We start from the raw sequence: 24,433 nt of genomic DNA on the forward strand, positions 1-24,433 counted from the left end.
CATATCGTTGACTGCATAAATGAGGCTCAGGGGCATGAGCGGCAGGATCAGGAGAATCGCAAATCGTAACTTTCCCATCGTTCCTCCAGCAAGTTATGGGTAAATAAACATGACAGAATTGCGCGCCATCTTGCCAGACAGGGACAGGCTAAGAAAACGCATCCTTGTTGTGGTTCATGAACTACAAATGAGCAGAAAAAATCTGTCTCTATCATCTATTCCCCTAATGAATGTGTTTTTCAACACACGACATTTATCTTCTTCTGCGTTCTTTGGTAGGAAGCAATCCCGGCTCAATGGTATCCTTGATTCATTCCAAGACCTACACGCATATTTTTATGCTTGCGTTATTCTTGTCAAGAACTATTTTGCCTCGAGTTCTTTCGTATTTAGAGAAACTGAGCGCATGTACCGATGTTTCCTCGTGTAACTTTGCGTTCAGCGATGCAAAGATAAAAGACCATAGGATATTATGGAACACTCATTCATTGCTGTAATCGATACTCGTTCCTTGTTGATTTCAGACATAGCGTGGCATGGGTTTTCGGCAGAGTGGGCTCACCAATCTTCCATGGCTTATTTTCACATCTGTTGATCCGGGATTATGTATTTATTCCATATTCTGAAAATTATGCGCAAAGCTCTTTTGAAGTTTACAGAGAGGCTTGGAGGGCTTGTTTTGATTCAGGTCAGGCGTAGATGATCGGCCAGGTCTGTTAGGGCGATTTTAGCAGTCTCACTTTTCGATTGACAATTTCCCGCTTTCGATTACTTTGTCCTTAGATTAGCAGATTGCCCGAGCGAGTGCTAATAAATACAAGGGAGTGACAGCCGAAACGTGAAGAAAAATCAGATCAGACTCAATACCGCATTGGTCGCGCTGGTTGATGAATACATCAACAGCAACGAGCCTGTGTCATCTCGTGTTCTGAATGAAAAGTATCTCACTGAAGTGAGTTCGGCCACGCTGCGCCTCGACCTGATGAAACTGGAGCAGGCAGATCTGATCCGCCAGCCACACACTTCCGCTGGACGCGTGCCCACCATCATGGGCTATCGCAATTACCTTCGGCTCATTGAAGCGGAGCACGAAAACGTGCGCTTCCAGAATATGGAGCTGCTGCGCGAGTTGCTGATCAAGCATTACAAGGATACCCCGCTGGCGCTGCATTACATCATGCTGATGCTGGCACAGGAGACCGACCAGCTGAGCTTTGTGGCCGAGCCGGAAGTTTCCGGCGGCTATCTTGCCAAGCTGGAAGTCTTTCCCATCGGCAACAGCAAATACATCTTCGTGATGAGCCTCGATTCGGGGCTGGACAAAACCGTGGTGATGAAGATCGAACAGGAATTCACGAAAGCGCAGCTTAAAAAGCTGGTGCGCTATCTGAATGACGAACTGGCCGGTCTCCGCATCTACGATATAGCCAACCGTGTGCTGGTGGAAATGCGTGAAAACATGTACCGCGACAACCCCATGGTGAGTACCTTCCTGCGCGAGCTGCACAAAGCTTTCGTGGACATCAGCGATTTCTACATCAACTACGACGGCAGCGTCAAGTTTCTCGAGCAGCCTGAATTTGACAACAAACGCAACATACTCAGCTTTATGAATTTCATCCAGCGGCAGGACCTCGTTATCAACCTGATGCGCAGCAAAGACAGAGGTAAAGCGGTGAACGTGCTGATGGGAGAGGATTTCAACGTTCCGGAATGGACGGAGTTTTGCCTCATCTACGGCCGCTATGAGGTGTTCGGGATTCCAGGCTACCTCGGTGTTGTGGCTCCTCTGCGCACCCAATACCGAAAGCTCGTCCCGCTGATCCGCGACATCACGCAAACCATCACTGAAACCACCAGAAAAGGCATGATGGTGGCCAAATAGGAGAAGATGTGAAAAAGAAAAAAGATAAACTTAACGAAGACTTTGAAAAGAAGGCATTTCAGGAAGAACAGGCAGCCGAAAAAGCTTCGGAAGAATTGGCAGCCAACGCCAATGACGAAACGCAAGACGAGCCGGACCTGATGAAGCGAATGGCTGAACTGGAACAGGAGAATCAGGAACTGAAGGACAAATACCTGCGCAGCATGGCGGAATTTGAGAACTACCGCCGCCGCAGCATTGCCGAAAAGAGCGATTGGATCAAGCTGGCCACGCAGAAACTGGCTTTGGAGATTTGCGACGTGATGGACAACTTCGAGCGCGCCCTGAACCAGGTTGAGGAAGCTGCGCGCGAAGACGCCTTCGTGAAGGGCGTAACGCAGATCGAACAGCAATTGCGCGGTGTCCTTGGCAAGGAAGGCGTGTGCAGGATCGATGCCCTCGGAAAGGAGTTCGATCCCGCGCTGCATGAGGCTTTGGCACACATTCCCAGCGAATATGAGGCCAACCTTGTGGCCGCTGTCATCCAAAATGGCTACACCATGCACGACAAGGTGCTGCGCCCTGTGCGCGTGGCCGTATCTTCAGGCAAACATGAAGCCAATCAGGCAGAAACCGAGCCGCCCGCGGAGGATAAGCCTTCCAGCGGCAACGGTTCCGATAGCATAAACATTGAAATTAAATAAAAGTACCATGGAGGAATAAGAAATGGGAAAAATAATCGGAATAGATCTGGGTACCACCAACTCCTGCGTAGCAGTTGTAGAAGGTGGCAAACCCGTCGTAATCACCAACGCTGAAGGTGGTCGCACCACCCCTTCGGTGGTAGGTTTCACTAAGGACGGACAGCGTCTTGTTGGCCAACTGGCCAAGCGTCAGGCTGTCACCAACCCCATCAACACGGTGTTTTCGATCAAACGCTTCATGGGCCGCTCTTTCAGCGAAGTCGGCTCCGAAATGAAGCAGGTGCCGTTCAAAGTGAAGTCCGGCCTCAAAGGCCAGGCGGCTGTGCATATCGACACCGACAACAAGGATTACACCCCGCAGGAAATCTCCGCGATGGTGCTCGCGAAGATGAAGGAGACCGCGGAAGTCTATCTGGGACAGAGCGTAACGGAAGCCGTGATCACCGTTCCCGCTTATTTCAATGACGACCAGCGCCAGGCCACCAAAGACGCCGGCAAGATCGCCGGGCTGGACGTGAAGCGCATCATCAACGAGCCCACGGCCGCGGCTTTGGCTTATGGCATGGAAAACAAAAAAGAGCAGAAAGTGGCCGTTTACGACTTTGGCGGCGGCACCTTCGACATCTCAATCCTCGACATATCGCAGGGAGTGGTTGAAGTGCTCTCCACCAAGGGAGACACCCATCTTGGCGGAGACGACTTTGACAAATGCGTCATCGACTGGATGCTGGATCAGTTCAAGAAACTGGAAGGCATCGACCTTTCCAAGGATCCGATTGCGATGCAGCGCCTGCGCGAAGCCGCTGAAAAAGCCAAAATCGAGCTTTCGGGCACGCAAACAACCAACATAAACCTGCCCTTCATCACTGCCGACGCCACCGGCCCCAAGCATCTGAGCATCGACCTCAGCCTGGCTGAATTCAACCGTCTCACGGAAAACCTTGTCCAGCGTACGCTCGGACCCTGCAAACAAGCCCTGGCGGATGCCAAGGTGAGCGCCTCTGATATCAATGAAGTGCTGCTCGTGGGCGGAAGCACACGCATCCCCGCAGTGCAGGAAGCGGTGGAGAAATTCTTTGGCAAAAAGCCGAACCGCAGCCTCAACCCCGACGAAGTGGTGGCCATCGGTGCCGCCATCCAGGGCGCCATCCTTTCCGGCGACGAAAAGGTTAGCGATGTGCTGCTGCTCGACGTTACGCCCCTCACCCTGGGAATCGAGACCCTCGGCAGCGTGATGACGTCACTCATTCCGCGCAACACCACCATCCCCACGAAAAAAAGCCAGGTGTTTTCCACCGCCGCGGACAACCAGACAGCCGTCACCATCCATGTGCTGCAAGGTGAGCGTCCCATGGCGCAAGATAACAAGTCCCTTGGCCGTTTCGACCTTGTCGGCATTCCTGCCGCCCCCCGCGGGATTCCGCAGATCGAAGTCACCTTTGATATTGACGCCAACGGCATCCTGCACGTTTCTGCCAAGGACATGGGCACTGGCAAAGAGCAGTCCATCCACATCGACCGCGCCGGTGACATGAGCAAGGATGACATCGACCGCATGATCAAAGAAGCGGAAATGCACGCTGAGGAAGACAAGAAGCGACAGGAATTCATCTCCGCGCGCAATGAGCTCGACGGCCTCATTTTCGGCACTGAAAAAAGCCTGCGCGAATATGGCGACAAGCTGAGCGAAAGTGAGAAGAGCGAGCTCGAAGCAGAGCTGAAGAACGCCAAAGAGGGTATGGAAAAAGCAACTGAGGCTTCCGAAATCGAATCAATCAAGCAGAACCTGGCACAGAAAGCGCAGCGCCTCGGCGAGATCATCTACGCTCAGGCGCAGCAGCAGCAAGGCACGGAAGGACCAAACACCTCCGGCTTTGACCAACAGGGTTTCCAGGGAGAAGCGCCTGCCGAAGAAGCGCAACAATCTGAAGGCCCAATCGACGCCGATTTCGAAGTTGTGGATGATAAATAAATATGAAAGGTCCCGGCGGGGAATATCTTTCGCCGGGGCCTCACCTTATTCGCGAGCAGAGGAGTAAAAGTGGCGAAACGAGATTATTACGAAGTTTTGGGCGTGCCCAAGACGGCAGATGAAGCCGAGATCAAAAAAGCGTATCGCAAACTGGCGATGCAGTTCCATCCTGACAAGAATCCGGACAACAAGGAAGCGGAGGAGAAGTTCAAGGAAGCCTCCGAAGCCTACGAGGTCCTTTCCGACAAGGATAAGCGCCAGATTTACGATCAGTATGGGCACGCTGGCATCGATCAACAGTTTGGCAGCGGCGGCTTCAACTGGGAAAATTTCAGCCGCTTTGAAGACATCAGCGACCTCTTTGGCGGTGGGAGCTTCGGCTCCATCTTCGACACCATCTTTGGCGGAGGTTTTGGAAGAAGTGGAGGGCAGTCGTCGCGCTCCAACAAGGGCAGCGATTTGCGCATCGAGCTCTCACTTAGTCTGAAAGAAATCGCCCTCGGCACCGAAAAGACCGTAAAGATCAACGCCAAAACAGCTTGCGACGCCTGCAACGGCAGCGGCAGCGCGGATGGAAACACCGAAACCTGCACCCAATGCCGCGGCACTGGTCAGGTGCGAACAGTGCGCCAATCGCTGTTCGGACAGATGCAGACGGTCTCCGAATGTCCTTCCTGCCGCGGGGAAGGCAAGATCATCCGCAATAAATGCTCCAAATGCTACGGCGAAGGCCGAATGGCCAAGACGAAAGAAATCAAGGTCAAGATTCCCGGCGGCATGGAGGAAGGACAAATCCTGCGTGTGCGCGGTCAGGGCCATATCGGCCCGCGCAACGGCCCCCATGGCGATTTGCTGGTGCAGGTAAACGAAAGGCAGGACGATCTTTTCGAGCGCCACGGCAACAATGTGGTCCTCGAGTTTCCTGTGCATTTCACGCAGGCTGTGCTGGGAGACGAAATCATCGTGCCCACCATCACCGGCAAAGCCAGGATGAAAGTTCCCGCTGGAACCCAGAGCGGAAGGGAATTCCGTCTCAAGGGGGAAGGCATCCAGGGCCTTTACAGCGATTCCCGCGGTGACCTCATCGTGCGGATAAACGTCCATACTCCCAGCCGGCTATCACGCGAGGAAACAGAGCTTTACAAACGTCTCGCTGATCTCAACAAGAAGCGCGAACTCAAGCCCGGCAAGACCTTCAAGGAAAAGCTGAAGGATTTCTTCACATAATCAGAGTAGCGCGATGCCGTCTGTTTATTATCCCGGTCTGGAAAGGCTGCAAGCAGATAGTCTTGTAAGGCTCGAAGGCGAGGAATTCCATCATTTGGCACGGGTGGCCAAACGCCGCCTAAAAGATATTTTGCTGCTTAATTCGGGCAAAGGCACTCTCGCCACCGCAAAGGTGGAAAAACTGGAGGCGCACTCGGTCCTGTTGAGGCTCACGGAGATAAAATTCCCAGAAGAGCGGAGGCATCCCTTCGCGATAGCTTTCGCCCTCCTCAGGAACCGAAACGATGAGCTGCTGGTGGAAAAATGCACCGAACTTGGCGTATCGGCTTTGGTTCCTCTCATCACGGAGCATTCGATACACCAGGCCATTGACAATACCATAACCCGTTTTGGCAGGATCAGCCTTGCCGCCGCCAAGCAATGCGACAATCCCTGGCTGCCTGAGATACGTCATCCGCAAAAGCTCGAAACCGCTTTGGAAACCATTCGCGAAGCCGGTTATACTCCCATCCTCTGCTCGGAACGCAAACCGGATAGATGGTTGCATCATTTGACGGAGGAAGAGGTGGGACGGCCATGTTTCCTGATCGGACCGGAAGGTGGATGGAGCGAGGCGGAATTCAAGCTGATGGAGGGTTTGACAGAGATCACCTTGGGGGATCTTATCACGCGGGCGGAAACGGCTGGCATCGTGGTCGCGGCTCAGTGGCAAGCCTTTGCCAATAATCTGGATCAATAGCCCCTTGTGGGCGTTTGAAAGAGAGCCTTTGTAAGAGAAACCTATTTCATAGAGAGTAAAAGCTACTTTCCCCACAGCAATATCCTGCCAGTTGCGTCCTTAGCGCCCGAATTCACTCCCCTCTCACGCCCCGCGCAAAATACTCGCATCAAATGCGGGCATCATGCGGGAGGCGCTTCAGGGACACGGGGCAAGGCCTTCATGGCCAGACGGCATTGCTTCTTCCCGGTTACTTCTAACACCAATTAACACATTCATACCCATGGCGTTATCTATATCTTATAAAAGAGGAACTTTAAGCTTTAGCAACTCCATCAATGCCTCTTCGTCCTCGCAAACGAGATCCATCCTCAATGCCAGCAGCATATCCCTCAATTCCCCGTGCCGCGCCAGTTTCGCCAGATCCTTTTCTGTGCAAAGCAGCGTTTCGGCTCCGTATTTTCTGGCCAGGCAAGCCATTCGCCTGATCTCTGCTTTGTTTGTGAAAGCGTGGTGGTCGGCAAACCGGAAGTGGTGCAGCCGGCTTAGCCCTGCTGCTTTCAGAGTTGCTTCAAACGAGTCGGGATTTGCTATTCCGCTTATCAGCAGCAGCTTTTTCCTCCTTAAACTGCAGATTTCTATCGCTTTGCTATCTGCCGTGACCACATCCCGCGGTTGCAGCCTGCAGTGGAGCAAGGGTTGGCGAAATTCAGCCCAAAAGTCACTACCAGCTTCTGTTTCGCGGTAAGGGTGTTTGTGGTTGACAACGATCAGGGAAGCGAAGTTGAGGGCAGAGAGAGGTTCGCGCAAATATCCTGCTGGCAGAACCCTTCCGTTGCCGCAGCCGGTGTCCGCGTCGAAGCAGACTACATCTAGGTCGCGGGCGATGCTGAGGTGCTGAAACGCGTCGTCCAGAAGCACCGCGTCAAGATCGGGATACTTAGCCAGCAACAGGGAAACTGCTGCCACACGGTGTTTTCCCACCACCACGGGGATGCCGGGCAGACGGCTGGCGATGAGCAGAGCTTCGTCGCCCGCAGCTTCAACTTCATGCAGTAAGCCATCCCTGCCTGAAATCAGCGTGGGAGCGGATTTTTCCAGTCCGCCCTTATAGCCTCTGTGCGAAACTCCGACCCTGTATCCGGAAGCTTGCATAAGGGCGGCAAGATAGATGGTGAAAGGTGTTTTTCCGCTGCCTCCGCACACGATGTTACCGATGCTTATCACCTTGCAATGTGGACGCCAGGCATTGTTGGAAAGCCGCTTACGGCGCTGTGTCTGTAAAAGGGAGTTGATCCGGCCAAGGGGACTGAGAAGGTCGCTGAGCGGTGAGGGGCGTTTAAGGTGCCGGTCTGCGAAATCCGTCAATCAACCTTCCGGTTCAAGTTTGCTTTCGATCAACGCTATCAGTTTGTCGATGTCGAACGGTTTGAACAGAATATCCTGCAGGCCGTCGGTTTTGGCCCGCACCAGCACGTGGTTGGGGTCGTAGCCGAAGCCCGTCATCATGATCACGGGCAGGCTGGGATCGTGGTCTTTTATACGCCAGAAAAGCTCGTAGCCGTCCATGTCCGGCATGGCTATATCTGTGATAACGAGGTCAATACCGCCGCTGATGATCTCTCTGATGGCGTTCAAACCGCTGTTGAACCCCACCACTTTCCAGGCGGGGCGGAGCGTCTCCAATTCCTGTTTCAGACCAGCGATTATGCTTTCTTCGTCATCCACTATGCATATTCTTTTGGGCATGGATCAATCTCCAACGATTAGGTCTCGGATTTGCCGGTATTTCTCAAGTGCTTTATGCACAATTTCTTCCGGCAGGCACGGCGCGGGCGGTTGTTTGTCCCAACCTGTGCTGATGAGGTAATCGCGCACGATCTGCTTATCAAAGCTGGCAGGACTATGCCCAACCTCATACAGCGAAAGGTCCCAAAAGCGCGAGGAATCAGGGGTAAGGGCTTCATCGGCGAGGATTATATCGCTGCCGAGGGCTCCGAATTCGAATTTGGTGTCGGCCAATACGATGCCTTTATCCAGCAGCTTCGCGTGTGCCCATTTGTATAGTTCGAGGGATTTTTCCTTGATGTAATCGGCAATGGCAGGATCCATGTGCTGTTTCATCTGCTCGAAGCTGATGTTCACGTCGTGGCCGGTTGAGGCCTTGGTTGATGGAGTGAAAAGCGGTTGGGCGAATTTCTGGCTTTCGCGCAAATCTTCTTCTATGGCCATGCCGCCAATGCTGCGCGACTGCTGATATTCGCTCCAGGCAGAGCCGCTGATGTAGCCGCGCACGATGCATTCCACGGGGATGACGCGCAGCCTTTTCACCAACATGCTGCGTCCCTCAAGATAACTCTTAAAAGGCCTCAGTTCAGGCGGATAGTCCTCGATTTTGTCGGTGATGAAATGGTTGGGAACGATGTTCGCGGTAGTTCTGAAGATGTGCGCCGCGATCTGATTGAGGATCACTCCCTTGCCGGGAAGCGGATCGGGGAAAACCACATCGAAGGCGGAAATGCGGTCGCTGGTGACGATCAGCAGTTTGTCGCCAAGGTCGTGAATATCCCGAACTTTGCCCTGATGGCTGCTAAATACAATATCCAACTCATCTATTTGTTTGTACATAGACTATCCTTTACGATGTTTAACATGATATTCATAGAGCAATCTTGCTTCATCGGTGTCGATTAGGTTGATCGCCAGCAGCTCGTTGTCCCGATAGGAGACCGGTGCTTTGGCGAATTCGTAGCTCACCCCTTCATACAGACACCAGCTCATAAGGCCGTTCATCACACCGAATTTCTCTTCATTATAATTCAAAGACTTGGTCACGTAAAGAAAATTGAGCCAGTCGCGGTATTGGGTCAGTTTTTCGATCTCGTCATCCAGCAGGTCCGCCTTGGCAAATTCGAGATCATCGAAATAGCGGTCGCGTTCTTTTGAGATCATCTCCAGAATGCCGTTTTGGGGATGCAGATATGTTTCGCGCAGAAGGATCTCGAGCTTTTCCAGATCAGGTTTCTGGTCTTCGCTAAGATCCTCCGCGAAGGCCTGGCACCAGCCCTGGCAGGCGCCGCTTTCCAGCTTCTCGCAGGGATGGCTGTCAGTTTCGCAGTTGGGTAGCTTCAGGATGCGCGCGAAGCTGTCTATCACATCGGTAAGGAAAAAGCGTCCGCGCCATGGCCCCAGATATGTCCAGTCGTCATTTGTGTCCTCTTTTACGCAGACAAAGGGGAAGCGGCGGGCATCGAGGGCAAGATATACATAGTCACGGCTGGTCCGCATGGCATGCTGGAAACGGGGCTGTTGCTTGCTTAGAAAGACTTTGAAGCGGATTAGGGCGTCGATCGCCCGCGGATAGCTTTCTATCCGCAAAGTATCCGCGGCAGAGGAATTTTCCCCATAGCGGGAGTCGTTTTCCGCTTTCTGGCGGATGACCTTCAAACGCTGTGCCACATTGGGTGTGATGCCACACCACAAAGGCTCGTCGCCTTGCCGGAAGGTGTAAAAAACCCAGCCCGAAGGCAGTTCAATGTTATTTGGACAGCGATTTTTATCCCATTTTATACTAATCATATGCCCATCGTTTTGCCTGTGCAGATTGTGTCAATAGATATTCGAGCGGGTTTGGACATCGTTTATCCCTGCTTCTTTCCGTCATTAAACCACGCCCGTCAGGACGCCATCATCAGTACTGTAAGGCCGTTCCCGACTTCATTTCAGCTTTATCAACCAATGCGTTATGAAATAGCAGCCCACCATCACCAGCGTGGAGATGGCAAAGGCGAGATAAAAATTCATAGCGCGCTTCAGCAGAACCGGGAAGAGGATGAAAAAGACCAGCGAGGGAAGCACCAGCCAGAAGATTTCCGTGGAAAGAGTCGCGATCCTTGCCGTGTCCTTGGTTTCAAGGTATATCCAGAGGATGGCGAGGAAAGAAACCAACGGGATGGAGGCCAGCACCGCTCCCAAGATAGTGCTGCGTTTGGAAATCTCGCTGACCAGCACGATCAGGGCGGCAGAAACAAGGACTTTAATCACATAATACATCAGGCTATGGTACCTCCTCCCAAAAGGATGTCTCCATCGTAAAAAACAGCGTATTGCCCCGAGGTTATTGACATTTGCGGGGTATCGAACACCGCCTCGACAGAGCCGTTTGCCAGGATTCGGAGTGTGCCGGGAGCGGGGTTATGGCCCAGTCGGATCTTTATTTCGGCGCGGGTTTCAGCGCTGGTGGGCTGGATTGAAACCCAGTTTACCTTGGTTGTCGTGAGGCGGTCTTTGTATAGAAAGCTTTGGGGACCTACTTTCACCCGGTTTCGCTTATTATCAAGTCCAATCACATACCAGGGTTCGGACATTCCACTAAGGCCCAGATGCCTGCGTTGGCCGATAGTGTAATGTATCAAGCCGCGATGATTTCCCACAACTTTGCCGAGGGGATCGACCATTTCTCCCGGCTCGATTTTAGCCGATTTGAAAAGGCGGGGATGGTCCTCCTCGCTCAGGAAATCTTGGCTTTCGGCTTTGCTGAGCAGAAAATCCAAGCTGTGCAGACGGGCAATTTCCCTCACCCTGGCTTTGGTGAGTTCGCCCAGGGGGAAAAGCGTGGTGGCAAGATGTGCCTGTGTAAGCAGGCAAAGGAAATAGGACTGGTCTTTGAAGGAATCGCTGCCTTTGAGCAGTTGCCAGCGCCCGGATTGTTCACAGAAGCGGGTTCTGGCATAGTGTCCGGTGGCAAAAAGGTCGAATTTCATGCCTTTGTCCCTCAGCATTTTGGGCAGCAGGCCAAATTTCAGCCGGGAATTGCAGACCACACATGGATTGGGTGTCCTTCCTTCTAAATAGTTGGAGCGGTAATATTCCAGGACCTCGTTTTCGAACTGCTTGCTCAGGTCAATTGTCAGGATCTGGATGCCGAGTTTTTTCCCCACCCGTTCCAGTATTTGCCGGTTTTGCGGTTCCTGGGGGCCAAAACAGCCGCTGCTCACACCGTAGGGGTCACCATCAGAATTACGCAGACGCATCGTGGCACCCATCACTTCGAAACCTTGTTCCTGAAGCAAAACGGCGCTCACAGCGGAATCGATACCACCGCTCATGGCCAGCAGAACCCGCTTCATCCGTGCACCTCGAAAAAACTCTCCAAACGCAGCAGAGTCCTGTTATCCAGCGCTTCCGGCTGATCGCCTTCGAGAGTGAGGAAGGGCAGGTCGATGTGCTTTTTTAGCAGAATGTTGTCGATCTGCAGATGGCAAAAAGACTGGGTGTAGCTAATCACCACGTCGATGCGGCGCTGGCTGAGCTGGGGCAGGATATCCTCCAGACGCTCGAAAACGCTGTAGGGATAGGTGTAAGCGAGGTATTGGTCCACGATGTCCGGCAATAGAGATGGCATCGCGAACTGGCGCTGCACCTCATTGTAGAGCACATCCGCGCCCTGTTGAACGATGCTGTCATAGATATCACGGTATATGGGAGGCACGCCAAGATAGGCACAGCGCAGCCCGGAGGGTATGGGATCGCGGTTGGCGGCCTCGCGCAGAAAGGAATCGAGCTCTTCTTCGAAGCGATCAGGATCGCCCCAAAAATCAGACGAATTCACCAGCCAGATATGGTTTTCCTTGCCGGTCACAAGGCGTTCGCGCCAGGTCCATTCATCCAGCGTTTTAAGCTTGGCGCGGATGGCATCCAGGCGTCTTTTCACCTTCATCACCTCATCCCTGCTAACTTCGAAATGCGCTTCCAGTTTGATTATCTCGGCATCCAACGCTTCCCAGGTGCGCTCCAGCGGAAAGGAAAAATGCCAGACCGGCAATCCTGCTTCTGCCAGCATCGCGCTTAGCGAAGCGCCGTTTGAGCAATCTCCCTGCACAATGCCGACAACTTCATCAAGGTCAGCGCTGAGGGCAGCGTCGTAATTACCCTTTATCCAGGCACAGATTGTGCGCGGAAAGCCTTTCAGCTCAGCGTTGCGGACGTGCGTAGCTGAATCACCCTCCACAAATATGTTGTTGAGGTCAACCGGAGTGTGCCCCGCCGCGAAAACCACTTCAACGGGGAATGAGGTGGTGAAGCCTATCCGCTTATTGTTCATAGCTTTGCCGCAGATACTGCTCTTCCCATTCGTCTATCTGGTTTTCCAAGGTCCCGATCTCGCTTTCGAGCTCAGCCATCCGCGTTTGCAGGGTGCTAAGGCGTCCCGGTTCCGCATAAGTTTCCGAGCGCGAAAGCTCTGCGTGGATAGATTCAAGCTCGTTCTGCAGTTCTCCGAGGCGTTGCCCGCCCTGTTCAATACTCAGATGTATCTGCTCCAGATACCAGGGATTTACCTTCTTTTTGCGCTCACGGGGTGGGGGAGGGGCCTTGGTCAGTTCCGGTTCCTCGAAAGACAGCTCGATCGCTCTCTGCCAGTCGCAGTCGGGTTCCTCCACGGTAGTGTAGATTCCTTCTGGTGAGGTTTTCTTCCGGAAAACCCAGAACTTGGTGGCCAGTTGGCTGAGGAACCAGCGGTCGTGGGAAACGAAGATGATTGTACCGGAAAAGGCTTTCAGCGCTTCCAGCAGGGCGTCGGTCATGTCAATATCAAGATGGTTGGTGGGTTCGTCAAGTATCATCAGATTGGGATTTTCGTGGATCATCTGGCAGAGGTAAAGCCTGGAACGCTCGCCGCCACTAAGCACGTGAACCTTTTTATCCACATTGTCGCCGCGGAAGCCGAAGCGCGCCAGCCAGCCCAGAACATAGCCCTGCGGTGCCTGAGGCACAAGCTGCCAGATGGTTTCCATCACGGTGAGGCTGTCATCCAGCAATACCTGATGCTGGTCGTAATAGCCAATATCGAGGCTGGCACCGGTTTTGAGGCTGCCGCCCATGATCTCGTGTTCCCCGAGAAGGATGTTCAAAAGGGTGGTTTTACCGCATCCGTTTGGTCCTATAACACAGATACGATCACGGTAATGGGCTTTGAGGTCAAGCTCCCGGGCAAGCTCGAGCTCCGGCGGGATGCCGAAACAGAGGTTGGTGAGGGTGTAAACGTCATTGCCGCTACGTTTTCCGGCCGCCACGGGCAGTCGCAGTTGCTTCTGCTGGCCCGGCTTTTTCACTATTTCCATCCGCTCAAGCATCTTTTGGCGCGAACGGGCTGAACTGGTGCGGGTTCCGGCGATGAATTTCTGGATGTAGGCTTGGGTTTCCGCGATGAACTTTTGCTGGCGCTCATACTGGCGTTCCTGGCTGAGGCAGGCGATTTCGTCAGCGGCCTTGAAAGAGCTGTAATTACCCTTGGTAATAGATATCTGGCCTTCGCGCAGGCACCAGATGCTGCTCACGGTGTTATCCAGGAACTGGCGGTCGTGTGATACGATCAGAAAGGGTTTGGCCTGCTTCAGCAGATATCTTTCCAGCCAGGCCATCATCGCCAGGTCGAGGTGGTTAGTGGGCTCGTCCAGAATAAGCAACTCGTGCTCCAGCAACAGGATGGCGGCCAGGCAGATACGGGTTTGCTCGCCGCCGCTGAAATCTCCGCAGCGCTTGTTCCAAATATCCGGCGGCAGGTTAAGCGAGGTGAGTACATATTTAAGCTCGTTTTCAAACTCGTAGCCGCCCAAGCTGGTGTAGCGCTCCACGCAAAGATTCAGCCGGGCTTCGGTCTCCGCGCTGTGGGTGGCAGCAAGTTCCCGGGAGAGGCGGTCTATCTCATCTCCCAGGGAAATCAGGTCGGCTCGGGAGGCGCGAACATGCTCCAGCAGTGTGATGTCCGGTTCGAGCTTGAAATCTTGCGGCAGCCAGGCCACGCGGCAGTTCCTGGCGCGCAAAACCTCTCCGGAACTTGGCTGCAGTAAGCCAAGAAACAAGCGGATGAGGGTCGTCTTACCGGAACCGTTGGCCCCGATCAGCCCCACCCGGCTGTTCTGCTCCAAACTGCAGTCCACCTGGTCCAGGATGTAATTGCCGCCAAACTCCAGCGACAAATCACGCGCACGGATCAAACTCACTGTATCTTCATCTTCCTTTCTGAAACTTGGCGCTTGCGGCTTCAATGCACACTTGCGCTAACGAATAGACCATCCTTTCCAAAGGGGCCGGGATGTCAAATACAAATTTTGCTTGTCAAAAACGGGGTATGTTTTTTTTAGGTTCCACGGTCCGGGATGTAGCGCAGTCCGGCTAGCGTACTTGAATGGGGTTCAAGTGGTCGCAGGTTCAAATCCTGTCATCCCGACCAACACTATCAGACCCGGGTGGAAGCCCGGGTTTTGTTTTTCCCGGTGGTTTACCCTTCCTTTGCCCCTTCCAGTCCACCTCTTTTTCGCCTCCCGCTGAGTTCCCGCACTTCAAACGGGAAGTTAGCGGGAAGTGAATGGGTTGTGAGTGGGATAGGGCAAAGGGCGAATAAACAGCCAACAAAAGCTGAAATCAGCTTGGAGCGAGGCTTTTGATGAATGCAGAGGCTCCGATGAGTGAAAGGGTCGGGGAGGATATCAATTCAAATGCCAGAGGGCGAGTTCTTTTTGGCGCCTGATCTCTGAAGGTTTCGGCACGTGGATGGGTTTGCCGGTGTAATAATCCAGTCCCGTGTAATACATGCAGGTGCTGATCGTCATTGGCGTTGGGGTGAATTCCTGCACCTGTTCCACCTTCAGGCGGTTCCGGATCAGCCATTTGCGGAGTTCCAGAGCGTCCTGGATTGTGGTGCCGGGATGGCCGATGATGATGTAGGGGATGATTTGGCGCTTGAGGCCGGCTTGTTTGCAGGCATGGAGAAACTCGCGGGAAAACTCTTCAAAGCTGCTGACATCAGGCTTTCCCATCAGACGCAGAACACCCGGCACACTGTGCTCGGGGGCAAGCTTTAGACGTCCTCCGGTGTGTTTTGTGGCCAGGGATGAGATGTAGTCGGGGCTTCGTAAAGCCAGGTCGTGCCTGATTCCGGAAGCGATGAAAACGTGATTAACCTGGGGCAGATGCTCCAGCTTTTCCAGCAGACGAAGCTGCTCCTGATGGTCTGGCTTGAGCCGGGGGCAAATCTTCGGATAGAGGCAGGATGCGCGTTTGCAGCTTTCCGGCCAGCCCAGTTCACAGCTCGAGGCATACATGTTGGCAGTGGGGCCGCCCACATCGGTGATGGTTATGGCTTTCTTGCGGCGAGTGGAGAGGCTTTTGGCTTCGTTAACGATGGAATCTGCCGACCGGGACTGGATGGCCCGACCCTGATGTGAAGAAATGGCGCAGAAATTGCAGCCACCGTAACAGCCCCGGTGAGAGGTGAGCGAATCCCTGATTTGTTCGAAGGCCGGAATCTTTTGCTGGCCGTATCGCGGATGGGGGGCATGCTCGAAAGGCAGGGCGTAGAGCGCGTCCATGTCATTTCGCGAAAGCGTTTTCGCTGGAGGATTATGCCGCAGCCAGCGGCCGCCGTTCAACTGGAAAAGGGTTCTGGTATGCTGGTTTTCCTCGAAGAGGTGGGTCATGCGGTGAAAGGTGAGTTTGTCAGCGCAGACGAGGTTGTCAGGCAGCACCAGATCATCCTCGGAAGGTGGTTCCGGACTGAAAGCCACGGTCCCGGGGAGTTCGGTCAGTTCGTTTGCCTGTTTGCCTTCCCGAAAAGACCGGGCTATCTCTACAACCGCATTTTCCGCCATCCCGTAAACCAGAAGGGAGGCTTTGGTATCGGCCAGCAGGCTGCCCCGCACTTTGTTCTGCCAGAAATCGTAATGGGCCAATCTGCGCAACGAGGCCTCGATGCCTCCCAATACCAGCGGAACCTTTTTGTAGAGCCGCTTCAGGACGTTCGCATAGATCAAGGAAGCACGGTCCGGACGCAAACCCGCCCTGCCGCCGGGGCTGTAGGCGTCCTCATTGCGTTTTTTGCGCTGGGCCGTGTAGTTGCAGACCATGGAATCCATGTTTCCAGCCGTGATGCCGAAAAACAGGCGGGGCTCTCCCAAAACGGTAAAATCCCCGTCCCTGGCGGGATCAGGCTGTGGAATGATTCCCACGCGGAACCCGGCTGCTTCCAGGTGTCGGCCAATGATGGCAGCTCCGAAGCTGGGATGGTCCACATAGGCGTCCCCGGTGACGATTATAACGTCAAGTTCGCTCCAGCCGCGGGTTTGGGCTTCCTTCAGGTTCGTGGGCAGAAATGGCATAGGTCAAAAAAACAGGGACAAAAGCAACGTGCTTCCGCCCCTGATCAGAACATGGATCTGGCTGGATTTCAGCCGGAAATCCTGATAATATTGATAGCTTGGGTGCCTTTGTCTGTTTCCATCAAATCGAAAGTGACGATCTCGTCCTGTTCGAGCACTTTCAACTCCCTGGGGGAATTTGTGACGATGGACTTCCAGTGCACGAAGTATTCTTTGTTGTCTTCGGTAATAATAAAGCCGTAACCTTTATTCTTGTTAAACCACTTGACTTTTCCTCTCATTGGTACCTCATCAGTATTTGTGATTCCACTAATAATATAGTCCGAATTCAGTCAATATAAAAATGAAATTCAGAACAAGGGGAAAAGCAGATGGGTCTGGATTATTTTAGTTGACATTTTTGTGGGGATTTCTGAAAATGCAAGTCAGACTAAAAACACCACTCCGACAATTGCTTGAAAAGGGCAGGACGCGGTGTGGAAAAATCAACCCAAGCCAAGGCGGTGAAATGAACACAAGAATCCTGCTGGTTGACGACGACCGGCTTCTGCGAGAAGTCATAGGCGACTTTTTGCGCTCAAGAGGATATGTTGTGGACATCGCCAAGAACCGCAAGGAGGCGGAGGAGCATTTGCAAAAAGAACAATATGGGCTGGCCCTGATCGACCACGGCCACAGGCAAGCCAGCGGGATTAGACTGATGCGTGAGGTTCGTCAGGCCTATCCGAACGTGTTTTGTCTGATCATGACTGGCTATTCTGGCGTGAAAACAGTTTCCGGGGCGATGGAGGAAGGTTTCACCGATTATATCCTCAAGCCCTTCCAACTTGAGGAACTGATCAACATCCTGAAAAAGCACTCATATGTATGACATAAGTCTCCGCGCTCCTTCCGACCAGGCTTTGCCGTCTCCCCCCATCTGGATTGATTCGCGCTTTATGCTGGCGGTTCAGGAACTGCATCAGCTGGAAGCGCTGCAATTGCTTTGTCACAAAGGCGAACAACTGGTCGCGGTGCTGCCGCTATATGAAAAAAAGAGCCTGGGCCTGAGGCGGCTGATCTGTCCCATGAGTTCTTACTATCAGGGTTTGTGGTTTTTCTGGGAACCGGAGCGTGAGCAGAACCGCAATCTGCTGGACGAACTCAAGGTAACCACGGAAGTGGCGAAGTGGCTGAAATCCCGCTATAAGCGGATGCAATTCAACCTGTCGCCGCACAATTATGACGTCCGCGGATTCACCTGGCAGGGATTGAAAGTCTTACCCTATTACACTTTCTCCTACAACAGCGCCAAAGAAATGAAAATGCTGAGAGACGAACGCGAGAAACTGCGTTCCGCCAGGAAACACGATTACAAGCTGGTGGAGGAATTCCGTCCGGAGGAATTCATCACTTTGATCAAGGACCTCTACGACCGCAAAGAAAAGAGCTTGGGATTGTCCTACAAAGCCTTGCAGACTTGGATGGAGCGGTTGCACCGGGATGGCCTGTTGGCTCAGTTCAACCTGATGGAGCAGGACCGCATTGTCAGCACCAACATAGTGTTAGGCGGCATAAACGACCAGCGCGGCTATTCCATCATGCGCAGCACCCTTCCCAGTAGCTTTAAAAGTGGGGCGAGCACCTTGCACAGCCTGCTGTTGGTGGAGATGCTCAAGGATAGGTTTGCCTGCCTGGATTTCTGCGGCGCGAACTATCCTGATGTGGCAAGGTTCAAAGCAGCTCTGGGTCTTGATTTGGAGATGTTCTTCAAGATAGTGCGCTGAGGCGGTTTATATAAGCTGACAAACAGAGGAAACATGGAAAGAATAACAGTTTTGAAAGGCGGCGACTCTTCCGAGCGGAAGATTTCGCTGTTGAGTGGAGCGGCGGTCGCGGAGGGGCTGAGAGTAAATGGTTATGAGGTCACGGAACTTGATCCGGCTGATTTTTCAACCTTGGGCCAAATGATCGAGCGGATGCAGGAATTGGAAACCGAGCTCGTCTTTCTTGGTTTGCACGGCGGTTCTGGTGAAAACGGGCAGTTGCAAGCCGCTCTGGACCTCGCTGGATTGCGCTACACGGGGTCGGGGTTCCAGGCTTGCGCCCTCACCATGGACAAATACGTGTCAAAACTGATGGCCAGGGAGGAGGGGGTGCCTGTTGCTGACTGGGTGCTGCTTCGCGGTGACCAATTGGGCGATTATAATGATCCCCGCGACCTTCAGGGCATAGTGGACAAGCTGGGGCTACCCCTGATCGTAAAGCCGAACGATGGCGGCTCTTCGGTCGGCATCAGCAAAGTGGAGCGTGTAGAGCAGCTTCGGGAAGCATCTCAGCATGCCCTTAAATACAGCTCCAGCGCGCTTTTGGAGCGCTTCATCCCAGGCCGCGAGCTTACGGCTACCGTGATTGACGGCCAGGCCCTGCCTTTGGTTGAGATCAAGCCACTGAGTGGCTGGTATGATTATGACAACAAATACAACGCCGGACGCACTGAGTATCTGGCCCCAGCCCCAATCGAAGAATCAGTGGCCCAATTGATGCAGACATACGCTGTACGGCTGTGGCAGGTTTTCGGCTTGCGGGGCTACGCGCGGATAGACTTTCGCTATGACGGAGAAAAACCGTATTTCCTGGAAGTGAACACCCTCCCCGGGATGACGACGCTCAGCCTGACCCCGATGGCAGCCAAGGCCGTGGGGATCAGCTTTGTGGACCTGGTGGACAAGATAGCCCACCTGGCTTTGGATCAAGATAACACAGAAGCGACATAAGAAACCATCCGTCCCTCCTTAACCCCTGCTAGTTCCCATCTAGCATGCCCCCGCATGATTCCCGCATTTTATGCGGGCATTTGGCGGGAGGCAATACAGGGAAACATCAGCGAGGGCTAAGAACGAACCTGGGTGAACCCGAAATCCGGGATAACCTCATTTGTTGAAATAGGAGGTATGCACCCACATGCCACGTTCTTCAAGCCAGACATCCGCCCGGCTGTTGACCAGGTCTATCTGTTCCTGCGAGAGTTCCTGCATAAGTTTGATCCTGTTGGTATATCCGTCAACGCTGCCGAACGAACTTGAGAGCATGAACCAGTAATAGGCTTCCAGACTGTCACGCTCCACCCCGCAGCCGTAGAGATAGCACTCCCCGAGTTTGTTCTGGGATTCCGAATGGTCTTGCAAAGCGGAAAGCCGGAACATGTTGAAAGCGCGCTCCTGATCCATGGACACCGTTTTTCCGCTTTCATACAGGGTGCCCAGTCAATACTGCGCTTCCTTGGAACCCGCCGCCGCTCCTGAAGACAGCCATCTGACAGCTTCCTTTGGATTCGGCCAGGTGCCTTGCCCTTTCAGATACATCAGGCCGAGATAGCCCTGAGCCTCTGCGTGGCCTTGTTCCGCGGCCAGTTTGAAGTTACGAAAGGCTTCAATGCGATTGACACCGATACCTGTGCCGTGGTATTTATAAAAAGCCAGGGCAAACTGACCAGGCGCGAAATTCAATTCCGCGGCCCGGCCAAACCATAGCTCGGCTTCCTTCAAGTTTGCCGTGATCCCCGCTTCGGTTCTTTGGAGATAGTATCCCAAGTTATAGCAAGCCTCGGGCAGATTCTGTTCCGCCGCAAGGCGATAAAGACGCATGGCTTCTGGCAAATTCCTGTATATGCCCCGGCCCGTGGCATAACACCCAGCCAATTTGAACTGCCCCCAGCTGTAGTTTTGCTCCGCAGCGAGAGCGTACAGGCGGGAAGCTTCATCCTCGTTTTTCAGTACTCCCTCGCCATTCATGTAGCAGTTCTCGAGATTCACCAAGGCGGGCGGATGACCCTGTTCCGCAGAACGGATGAACCACTTTATCGCCTTCGCCAAATCTGGTTTGAAGCCAATTCCCTCTTTGTAGCATCTGCCGATGGCGTTCTGAGCCCTGGAATCACCTTCCGAGGCAGCTTGGCGCAGGTATTTTAGTGCCCTGCCAACATCAGGGTTATCCTGTTCCAGCAATCTTACCCCGATGATGCCAAGCGCTCTGGATTCACCGGCGGCAACAGCTTTTATGTACCACTTTAAGGCAATATCTGCATCGGCTTGTGTTCCAACGCCTTCCAGATATAGATCTGCGAGAGCCGTCATCGCCTTTGGTACACCGGCAACAGCAGCAAGATGAAACCTGCGAAACGCCTGCTTTTCATCTTTGCCGACACCCCAGCCCTGGAGGTAACAAAGCCCCAAATAATACTGTGCCTCGTCTACACCACCGTCTTTGGCCAGACGGAACAACTTCACCGCCAGAGCTGGATCCTGCTCCGCCCCGTCATCCTGATACAGCGACAATGCCTGTTCAAAAAGCTGTTTGGCTGATTCAGCGGCTTCAAGTGCCGGATTATTGTAAAGTCCGTCTGTGGCTGCAACGCACACAAGACACACAGCGATGATCAGTAAAGTACGCAATTGACACCTCTCATGCCATGGGTCTTCTTTTATTCAAGCCGGGCAATAATGTCAAGTAAAAATTGCGTTTTCCACAGCGAGAAATCCCTTGACGAAAATAGGACTTACAAAAATGTTGGCGCAAAATAGACTCATCTTATTGATAATAGCAAGGAGAAATAATGGTCAAGTTGAGACTGAGAAGGATGGGAGCGAACGACCAGCCCTTTTACCGGATTGTTGCAATTGACTCCCGTGTGAGCCGCGACGGCAAGTACATAGAGAGCATTGGCTGGTATGACCCCAAACCCAACCCTTCCAAAATCCAGATCGAAAAAGATCGCGCCCTGTATTGGCTTGGAGTCGGCGCGCAACCTAGCGACACCGTGCGTTCGCTGCTGCGCAAGGCTGGCATCCTGCAGATCCGGCACGAGCAGAAAATAGAAAGCAGAAAAGCAGCAGAAAACACACAAGAGGTAAGAAATGAAGGAACTGATTGAGTTCATGGTCAAGGCACTGGTTGACGATCCAAGCGAAGTCAACATCACAGAGATTCAAGGCGACAAGATAACTCTTTACGAGCTTCGTGTTTCCAAGACCGATATTGGCAAGGTGATCGGCAAAAGAGGCCGCACCGCTGGCGCCATGCGCACCATCATCAACGCCGTCAGCACCAAGCAGGGGAAGAGAGCCGAGCTCGAAATCATCGAGTAGATGAAGGTTTCGGACCTGACAGCCGTCGGCCGTTTAGGCGGAATGGACGCGGACGGTTTCTTCCAGGTGATGGTGAAACCGCATTACCGCAAGATTCTGACTGAAACCGAAGAAATATTTCTGATCTTTAACAGCGATAGAGTGTTTTTCGTAACTATTAGTGATAGAGACATATCCGATCGTAAGCTGCGATTGAGATTTGCTGAGGACGGAATAGACAGGGAACGAAAGCTTCACCGCGAGGTGATCCTGGCGCTACCTCCAGAGGAAGAAGAATCCGACGAACCGGATGAACTTCTGGGCTACACTGTGGTTTTTCAGGACCGCGAAGTCGGCAAGGTGACGGACTATTTCCACAATAACGCGCAATATGTACTGGTGGTTACCGCTCCCGACGGGACGGAGATACTCATCCCGCAGGTTGACCATTTTGTCGGCGAGGTAATTCCCAATCCCGGAGTGGTCGTTTTGATCAATGCCGAGAGCCTTTTGGCGACCAGCACCACATGAAGATAAACGTCCTCACCCTTTTTCCGGAAGCTTTTGCCAGCGTTCTGGAAAGCAGCATGATCGCCCGCGCCAGAGCCATGAAAGCTTTGGAGGTGGAGTTCACCGATTTCCGCACCTATAGCGGAAACAAGCACAATCAGGTGGACGACTATGCTTTTGGCGGATTCGCCGGCATGGTGCTTCGCGCCGAACCGGTGTATCAGGCGATCACTGAACTGGTCAAGGAAAGCTGGGCCCCGGTTGTGTATTTCACCCCTCAGGGGCGCAAACTCGATCAGGCGGTGCTGGAATACTATGCCGGCCTGCCACGCGTTATCTTGCTTTGCGGACACTACAAGGAAACTGACCAGCGACTGCGCGACCTGGCTGTTTGCGATGAAATCTCCATTGGAGACTACGTCCTTTCGGGTGGCGAGATTCCCGCCCTGGCTTTCATCGACGGCGTTGCGAGACTCTTGCCCGGTGTTTTGGGAGACATCTTATCCGCCACCAGCGATTCCTTCAGCGCGAGCAGCGATGAACTTGGTTTTTCCTGTTACACTCGGCCGGTGAATTGGATGGGGCAGAGCGTCCCTCCGGTGCTGCGTGAAGGCAATCACGCCAAGATTCAAGCTTGGGCCAACGAAAGCGCAAAGCGGTTCACCCGGGTGAGACGTCCTGATCTGAAGCGGGGCAAATGAGCGTCCTTTATATTGCCCTGACGCATCATCCAGTGCTGAACAAAGCCGGTGAGACCGTGACCACTTCCATCAGCAACCTGGACATCCATGACATTGCCCGGGCGGCTGAAACCTACGGCGTTAAAGCTTATTATATTGTTCATGCCGACCCCCGCCAGCAGGAACTGCTCAACAGCATCAGAAACTTCTGGCAGGATCAGGGATTGCCCTATAATCCGCAGCGCAGCCAGGTCCTGGCCCGGATTCGCCCCAGCGATTCGATCGATATGTTGATAAACGAGATAACAACGCAGGAAGAAAAGCGTCCGCTCATCGTTACCACGACAGCGCGGAAGCTGCGAGACCAGATATCCTTTGGACATCTGAAAACTCTCACCCTAAATGACAGGCCGGTTTTGCTCATATTTGGCACCGGTTATGGATTATGCGATGAAGTTCATCAAGCGGCGGACCACGTCCTCGAGCCGGTTACAGGCCCGGGGGACTACAATCATCTGTCCGTCCGTAGTGCCGTGAGCGTCGTGTTGGACCGCCTTTCTTCCGAGTACATATATGGGAGGAACCATGGATATTCTGCACACAGTTGGCAGAGACCAAATCAGAACCGACTTTCCCGAGTATCGCCCCGGCGATACTGTGAAGGTCCATTATAAAATCAAAGAAGGCGCGAAGGAACGCATCCAGGTGTTCCAGGGAATCGTGATCCAGAAACGCGGATCGGGAATCTCCAAATCCTTCACCGTTAGAAAGATATCGAACGGCGTTGCCGTGGAGCGTATTTTCCCGCAGAATTCGCCGAACATCGATAAGCTTGAAATAGTCCGCTATGGCCAGGTGCGCAGGGCCAAACTCTTTTACTTGCGCCATGCCAAAGGCAAAGCGGGCCGCATCAAAGAGCGCAGACGTTTCACTGCCTAATTGCGAAACACTATCCCTCAGAGCCCCAGACTCACTTCAGAGAAAGGGGCTCTCGTTTTTTTGGCAACATAAACAACCGAGGTAAGGAATGGCCGAACAGCAAGTTGGCTATGTGGATTGGGAGGACTGGGGCCTTGAACTGGTTATGGAGCGAGGAAAACTCCGCAAGCTGCTTTTTGTGGAGAAAGGCAAGGCAGCAGAAGCCCTGGAGCCAGAAATAGCCAAAGCCTGCCAGCAGTTGCTGGCCTATCTGAATGGAAATGGCAAGGCTTTCAAGCTGGAGCTTGAACCCATTGGCACGAAGTTTCAACAGGAAGTTTGGAACGCGCTTTTGGAAATCCCCTATGGCGAAACCCGTAGCTACAAGCAACTCGCTGAGCGGATCGGTCGCCCCCGCGCTTGTAGGGCGGTGGGGCAGGCCGCAAATAAGAATCCCCTGCCCATCGTGATTCCCTGCCACCGGTTGGTAGGCTCGAACGGCTCTCTTACCGGCTATGCTGGAGGCATTGAAATCAAACGGCGCCTGCTGGAACTGGAGCGCAGGCATTTGGAGTAGA

The 24,433-nt window shown here is 53.3% G+C and carries 27 protein-coding genes and 1 tRNA gene; 16 read left to right on the forward strand and 12 right to left on the reverse strand.

Annotation, left to right across the window (positions count from 1 at the left end):
- Window positions 1–838 precede the first annotated feature (838 nt).
- From hrcA to GX466_02875, 5 genes are all read left to right on the forward strand, one after another.
- Window positions 839–1,885, forward strand: coding sequence for a heat-inducible transcription repressor HrcA (gene hrcA, locus GX466_02855; protein ID NLH93146.1), 1,047 nt, complete (start codon window positions 839–841; stop codon window positions 1,883–1,885).
- Between the two features lie 140 nt (window positions 1,886–2,025).
- Window positions 2,026–2,568 carry a nucleotide exchange factor GrpE gene (locus tag GX466_02860; protein ID NLH93147.1) on the forward strand — a complete coding sequence of 181 codons (543 nt, stop codon included), beginning with the start codon at window positions 2,026–2,028 and terminating at the stop codon, window positions 2,566–2,568.
- Window positions 2,569–2,590: 22 nt separating this feature from the next.
- Window positions 2,591–4,540 (forward strand): molecular chaperone DnaK, encoded by a 1,950-nt coding sequence (dnaK, locus tag GX466_02865; protein ID NLH93148.1) that lies wholly within the window; start codon window positions 2,591–2,593, stop codon window positions 4,538–4,540.
- 69 nt (window positions 4,541–4,609) lie between these two features.
- Complete coding sequence (dnaJ, locus tag GX466_02870) at window positions 4,610–5,767, forward strand: molecular chaperone DnaJ (protein NLH93149.1); 1,158 nt, start codon at window positions 4,610–4,612, stop codon at window positions 5,765–5,767.
- Between the two features lie 13 nt (window positions 5,768–5,780).
- Window positions 5,781–6,506: a 16S rRNA (uracil(1498)-N(3))-methyltransferase gene (locus GX466_02875; protein ID NLH93150.1), complete on the forward strand. Its 726-nt coding sequence runs from the start codon at window positions 5,781–5,783 to the stop codon at window positions 6,504–6,506.
- Between the two features lie 279 nt (window positions 6,507–6,785).
- Here the strand turns inward: GX466_02875 and lpxK are convergent, their stop codons facing one another.
- From lpxK to GX466_02915, 8 genes are all read right to left on the reverse strand, one after another.
- Complete coding sequence (lpxK, locus tag GX466_02880) at window positions 6,786–7,853, reverse strand: tetraacyldisaccharide 4'-kinase (GenBank protein ID NLH93151.1); 1,068 nt, start codon at window positions 7,851–7,853, stop codon at window positions 6,786–6,788.
- On the reverse strand, window positions 7,854–8,234 hold the full coding sequence (locus tag GX466_02885; protein NLH93152.1) for a response regulator: 381 nt from the start codon (window positions 8,232–8,234) through the stop codon (window positions 7,854–7,856).
- A 3-nt stretch (window positions 8,235–8,237) separates the two neighbouring features.
- Window positions 8,238–9,113 carry a phosphoribosylaminoimidazolesuccinocarboxamide synthase gene (locus GX466_02890; GenBank protein ID NLH93153.1) on the reverse strand — a complete coding sequence of 292 codons (876 nt, stop codon included), beginning with the start codon at window positions 9,111–9,113 and terminating at the stop codon, window positions 8,238–8,240.
- Window positions 9,114–9,116: 3 nt separating this feature from the next.
- Window positions 9,117–10,064, reverse strand: coding sequence for a hypothetical protein (locus GX466_02895; protein ID NLH93154.1), 948 nt, complete (start codon window positions 10,062–10,064; stop codon window positions 9,117–9,119).
- Window positions 10,065–10,202: 138 nt separating this feature from the next.
- The gene (locus GX466_02900; GenBank protein NLH93155.1) at window positions 10,203–10,541 is read right to left on the reverse strand and encodes a DUF3147 family protein; all 339 of its coding nucleotides are present in this window, start codon (window positions 10,539–10,541) and stop codon (window positions 10,203–10,205) included.
- On the reverse strand, window positions 10,538–11,614 hold the full coding sequence (gene mnmA, locus GX466_02905; protein ID NLH93156.1) for a tRNA 2-thiouridine(34) synthase MnmA: 1,077 nt from the start codon (window positions 11,612–11,614) through the stop codon (window positions 10,538–10,540). Before mnmA ends, GX466_02900 begins: the two co-directional genes overlap by 4 nt.
- Window positions 11,611–12,588, reverse strand: a complete 978-nt coding sequence (locus GX466_02910; GenBank protein NLH93157.1) for a 2-hydroxyacyl-CoA dehydratase — start codon at window positions 12,586–12,588, stop codon at window positions 11,611–11,613. Before GX466_02910 ends, mnmA begins: the two co-directional genes overlap by 4 nt.
- The gene (locus GX466_02915; protein ID NLH93158.1) at window positions 12,578–14,488 is read right to left on the reverse strand and encodes an ABC-F family ATP-binding cassette domain-containing protein; all 1,911 of its coding nucleotides are present in this window, start codon (window positions 14,486–14,488) and stop codon (window positions 12,578–12,580) included. The genes GX466_02910 and GX466_02915 overlap by 11 nt, the downstream gene beginning before the upstream one ends.
- A 152-nt stretch (window positions 14,489–14,640) precedes the next feature.
- On the opposite strand from GX466_02915, the gene GX466_02920 reads away from it, so the two are divergent.
- A tRNA-Pro gene (locus tag GX466_02920) sits at window positions 14,641–14,718 on the forward strand.
- A gap of 256 nt (window positions 14,719–14,974) precedes the next feature.
- Here the strand turns inward: GX466_02920 and GX466_02925 are convergent.
- On the reverse strand, window positions 14,975–16,642 hold the full coding sequence (locus GX466_02925; protein NLH93159.1) for a YgiQ family radical SAM protein: 1,668 nt from the start codon (window positions 16,640–16,642) through the stop codon (window positions 14,975–14,977).
- Window positions 16,643–16,710: 68 nt separating this feature from the next.
- Window positions 16,711–16,923, reverse strand: coding sequence for a cold shock domain-containing protein (locus GX466_02930; GenBank protein ID NLH93160.1), 213 nt, complete (start codon window positions 16,921–16,923; stop codon window positions 16,711–16,713).
- Between the two features lie 227 nt (window positions 16,924–17,150).
- Here GX466_02930 and GX466_02935 point away from each other — a divergent pair, with 227 nt between their 5' ends.
- Genes GX466_02935 through GX466_02945 form a run of 3 tightly spaced genes read left to right on the forward strand, consistent with a single transcriptional unit; the run spans window position 17,151 to window position 19,398 of the window.
- A complete protein-coding gene (locus GX466_02935) occupies window positions 17,151–17,513 on the forward strand; it encodes a response regulator (protein ID NLH93161.1) in 363 nt (120 codons plus the stop codon).
- Window positions 17,506–18,408 (forward strand): hypothetical protein, encoded by a 903-nt coding sequence (locus tag GX466_02940; protein ID NLH93162.1) that lies wholly within the window; start codon window positions 17,506–17,508, stop codon window positions 18,406–18,408. Before GX466_02935 ends, GX466_02940 begins: the two co-directional genes overlap by 8 nt.
- A gap of 33 nt (window positions 18,409–18,441) precedes the next feature.
- Window positions 18,442–19,398 carry a D-alanine--D-alanine ligase gene (locus GX466_02945; GenBank protein ID NLH93163.1) on the forward strand — a complete coding sequence of 319 codons (957 nt, stop codon included), beginning with the start codon at window positions 18,442–18,444 and terminating at the stop codon, window positions 19,396–19,398.
- A gap of 156 nt (window positions 19,399–19,554) precedes the next feature.
- Here GX466_02945 and GX466_02950 read toward each other — a convergent pair whose 3' ends face one another.
- Both GX466_02950 and GX466_02955 read right to left on the reverse strand, forming a co-directional pair.
- Window positions 19,555–19,827: a sel1 repeat family protein gene (locus GX466_02950; protein ID NLH93164.1), complete on the reverse strand. Its 273-nt coding sequence runs from the start codon at window positions 19,825–19,827 to the stop codon at window positions 19,555–19,557.
- Between the two features lie 60 nt (window positions 19,828–19,887).
- Window positions 19,888–20,904: a sel1 repeat family protein gene (locus GX466_02955; protein NLH93165.1), complete on the reverse strand. Its 1,017-nt coding sequence runs from the start codon at window positions 20,902–20,904 to the stop codon at window positions 19,888–19,890.
- 332 nt (window positions 20,905–21,236) lie between these two features.
- Here GX466_02955 and rpsP point away from each other — a divergent pair, with 332 nt between their 5' ends.
- The 7 genes from rpsP to GX466_02990 all read left to right on the forward strand — a co-directional run bounded on the left by rpsP (window position 21,237) and on the right by GX466_02990 (window position 24,432).
- Entirely contained in the window at window positions 21,237–21,554 is a 318-nt protein-coding gene (gene rpsP / locus GX466_02960; protein ID NLH93166.1) for a 30S ribosomal protein S16, read from the forward strand.
- The gene (locus GX466_02965; GenBank protein ID NLH93167.1) at window positions 21,538–21,768 is read left to right on the forward strand and encodes a KH domain-containing protein; all 231 of its coding nucleotides are present in this window, start codon (window positions 21,538–21,540) and stop codon (window positions 21,766–21,768) included. Before rpsP ends, GX466_02965 begins: the two co-directional genes overlap by 17 nt.
- Window positions 21,769–22,278: a hypothetical protein gene (locus GX466_02970; protein NLH93168.1), complete on the forward strand. Its 510-nt coding sequence runs from the start codon at window positions 21,769–21,771 to the stop codon at window positions 22,276–22,278.
- A complete protein-coding gene (gene trmD / locus GX466_02975) occupies window positions 22,275–22,958 on the forward strand; it encodes a tRNA (guanosine(37)-N1)-methyltransferase TrmD (protein ID NLH93169.1) in 684 nt (227 codons plus the stop codon). Before GX466_02970 ends, trmD begins: the two co-directional genes overlap by 4 nt.
- Window positions 22,955–23,611, forward strand: a complete 657-nt coding sequence (locus GX466_02980; protein ID NLH93170.1) for an RNA methyltransferase — start codon at window positions 22,955–22,957, stop codon at window positions 23,609–23,611. Before trmD ends, GX466_02980 begins: the two co-directional genes overlap by 4 nt.
- On the forward strand, window positions 23,523–23,876 hold the full coding sequence (rplS, locus tag GX466_02985) for a 50S ribosomal protein L19 (GenBank protein NLH93171.1): 354 nt from the start codon (window positions 23,523–23,525) through the stop codon (window positions 23,874–23,876). Before GX466_02980 ends, rplS begins: the two co-directional genes overlap by 89 nt.
- An 88-nt stretch (window positions 23,877–23,964) precedes the next feature.
- On the forward strand, window positions 23,965–24,432 hold the full coding sequence (locus tag GX466_02990) for a methylated-DNA--[protein]-cysteine S-methyltransferase (GenBank protein NLH93172.1): 468 nt from the start codon (window positions 23,965–23,967) through the stop codon (window positions 24,430–24,432).
- Window position 24,433 lies beyond the last annotated feature (1 nt).

Source organism: Candidatus Cloacimonadota bacterium (assembly GCA_012516855.1).
GTDB lineage: Bacteria > Cloacimonadota > Cloacimonadia > Cloacimonadales > Cloacimonadaceae > Syntrophosphaera.

Bases quoted from the DNA above. Each gene is read 5' to 3' on its own strand.
- GX466_02860 (NLH93147.1), top strand. From the start codon at position 2,026: ATGAAGCGAATGGCTGAACTGGAACAGGAGAATCAGGAACTGAAGGAC.
- dnaK (NLH93148.1), top strand. From the start codon at position 2,591: ATGGGAAAAATAATCGGAATAGATCTGGGTACCACCAACTCCTGCGTA.
- GX466_02875 (NLH93150.1), top strand. From the start codon at position 5,781: ATGCCGTCTGTTTATTATCCCGGTCTGGAAAGGCTGCAAGCAGATAGT.
- GX466_02885 (NLH93152.1), bottom strand. From the start codon at position 8,234: ATGCCCAAAAGAATATGCATAGTGGATGACGAAGAAAGCATAATCGCT.
- GX466_02890 (NLH93153.1), bottom strand. From the start codon at position 9,113: ATGTACAAACAAATAGATGAGTTGGATATTGTATTTAGCAGCCATCAG.
- GX466_02895 (NLH93154.1), bottom strand. From the start codon at position 10,064: ATGATTAGTATAAAATGGGATAAAAATCGCTGTCCAAATAACATTGAA.
- mnmA (NLH93156.1), bottom strand. From the start codon at position 11,614: ATGAAGCGGGTTCTGCTGGCCATGAGCGGTGGTATCGATTCCGCTGTG.
- GX466_02910 (NLH93157.1), bottom strand. From the start codon at position 12,588: ATGAACAATAAGCGGATAGGCTTCACCACCTCATTCCCCGTTGAAGTG.
- GX466_02925 (NLH93159.1), bottom strand. From the start codon at position 16,642: ATGCCATTTCTGCCCACGAACCTGAAGGAAGCCCAAACCCGCGGCTGG.
- GX466_02930 (NLH93160.1), bottom strand. From the start codon at position 16,923: ATGAGAGGAAAAGTCAAGTGGTTTAACAAGAATAAAGGTTACGGCTTT.
- GX466_02935 (NLH93161.1), top strand. From the start codon at position 17,151: ATGAACACAAGAATCCTGCTGGTTGACGACGACCGGCTTCTGCGAGAA.
- GX466_02940 (NLH93162.1), top strand. From the start codon at position 17,506: ATGTATGACATAAGTCTCCGCGCTCCTTCCGACCAGGCTTTGCCGTCT.
- GX466_02945 (NLH93163.1), top strand. From the start codon at position 18,442: ATGGAAAGAATAACAGTTTTGAAAGGCGGCGACTCTTCCGAGCGGAAG.
- GX466_02950 (NLH93164.1), bottom strand. From the start codon at position 19,827: ATGTTCCGGCTTTCCGCTTTGCAAGACCATTCGGAATCCCAGAACAAA.
- rpsP (NLH93166.1), top strand. From the start codon at position 21,237: ATGGTCAAGTTGAGACTGAGAAGGATGGGAGCGAACGACCAGCCCTTT.
- GX466_02965 (NLH93167.1), top strand. From the start codon at position 21,538: ATGAAGGAACTGATTGAGTTCATGGTCAAGGCACTGGTTGACGATCCA.
- GX466_02970 (NLH93168.1), top strand. From the start codon at position 21,769: ATGAAGGTTTCGGACCTGACAGCCGTCGGCCGTTTAGGCGGAATGGAC.
- trmD (NLH93169.1), top strand. From the start codon at position 22,275: ATGAAGATAAACGTCCTCACCCTTTTTCCGGAAGCTTTTGCCAGCGTT.
- GX466_02980 (NLH93170.1), top strand. From the start codon at position 22,955: ATGAGCGTCCTTTATATTGCCCTGACGCATCATCCAGTGCTGAACAAA.
- rplS (NLH93171.1), top strand. From the start codon at position 23,523: ATGGATATTCTGCACACAGTTGGCAGAGACCAAATCAGAACCGACTTT.
- GX466_02990 (NLH93172.1), top strand. From the start codon at position 23,965: ATGGCCGAACAGCAAGTTGGCTATGTGGATTGGGAGGACTGGGGCCTT.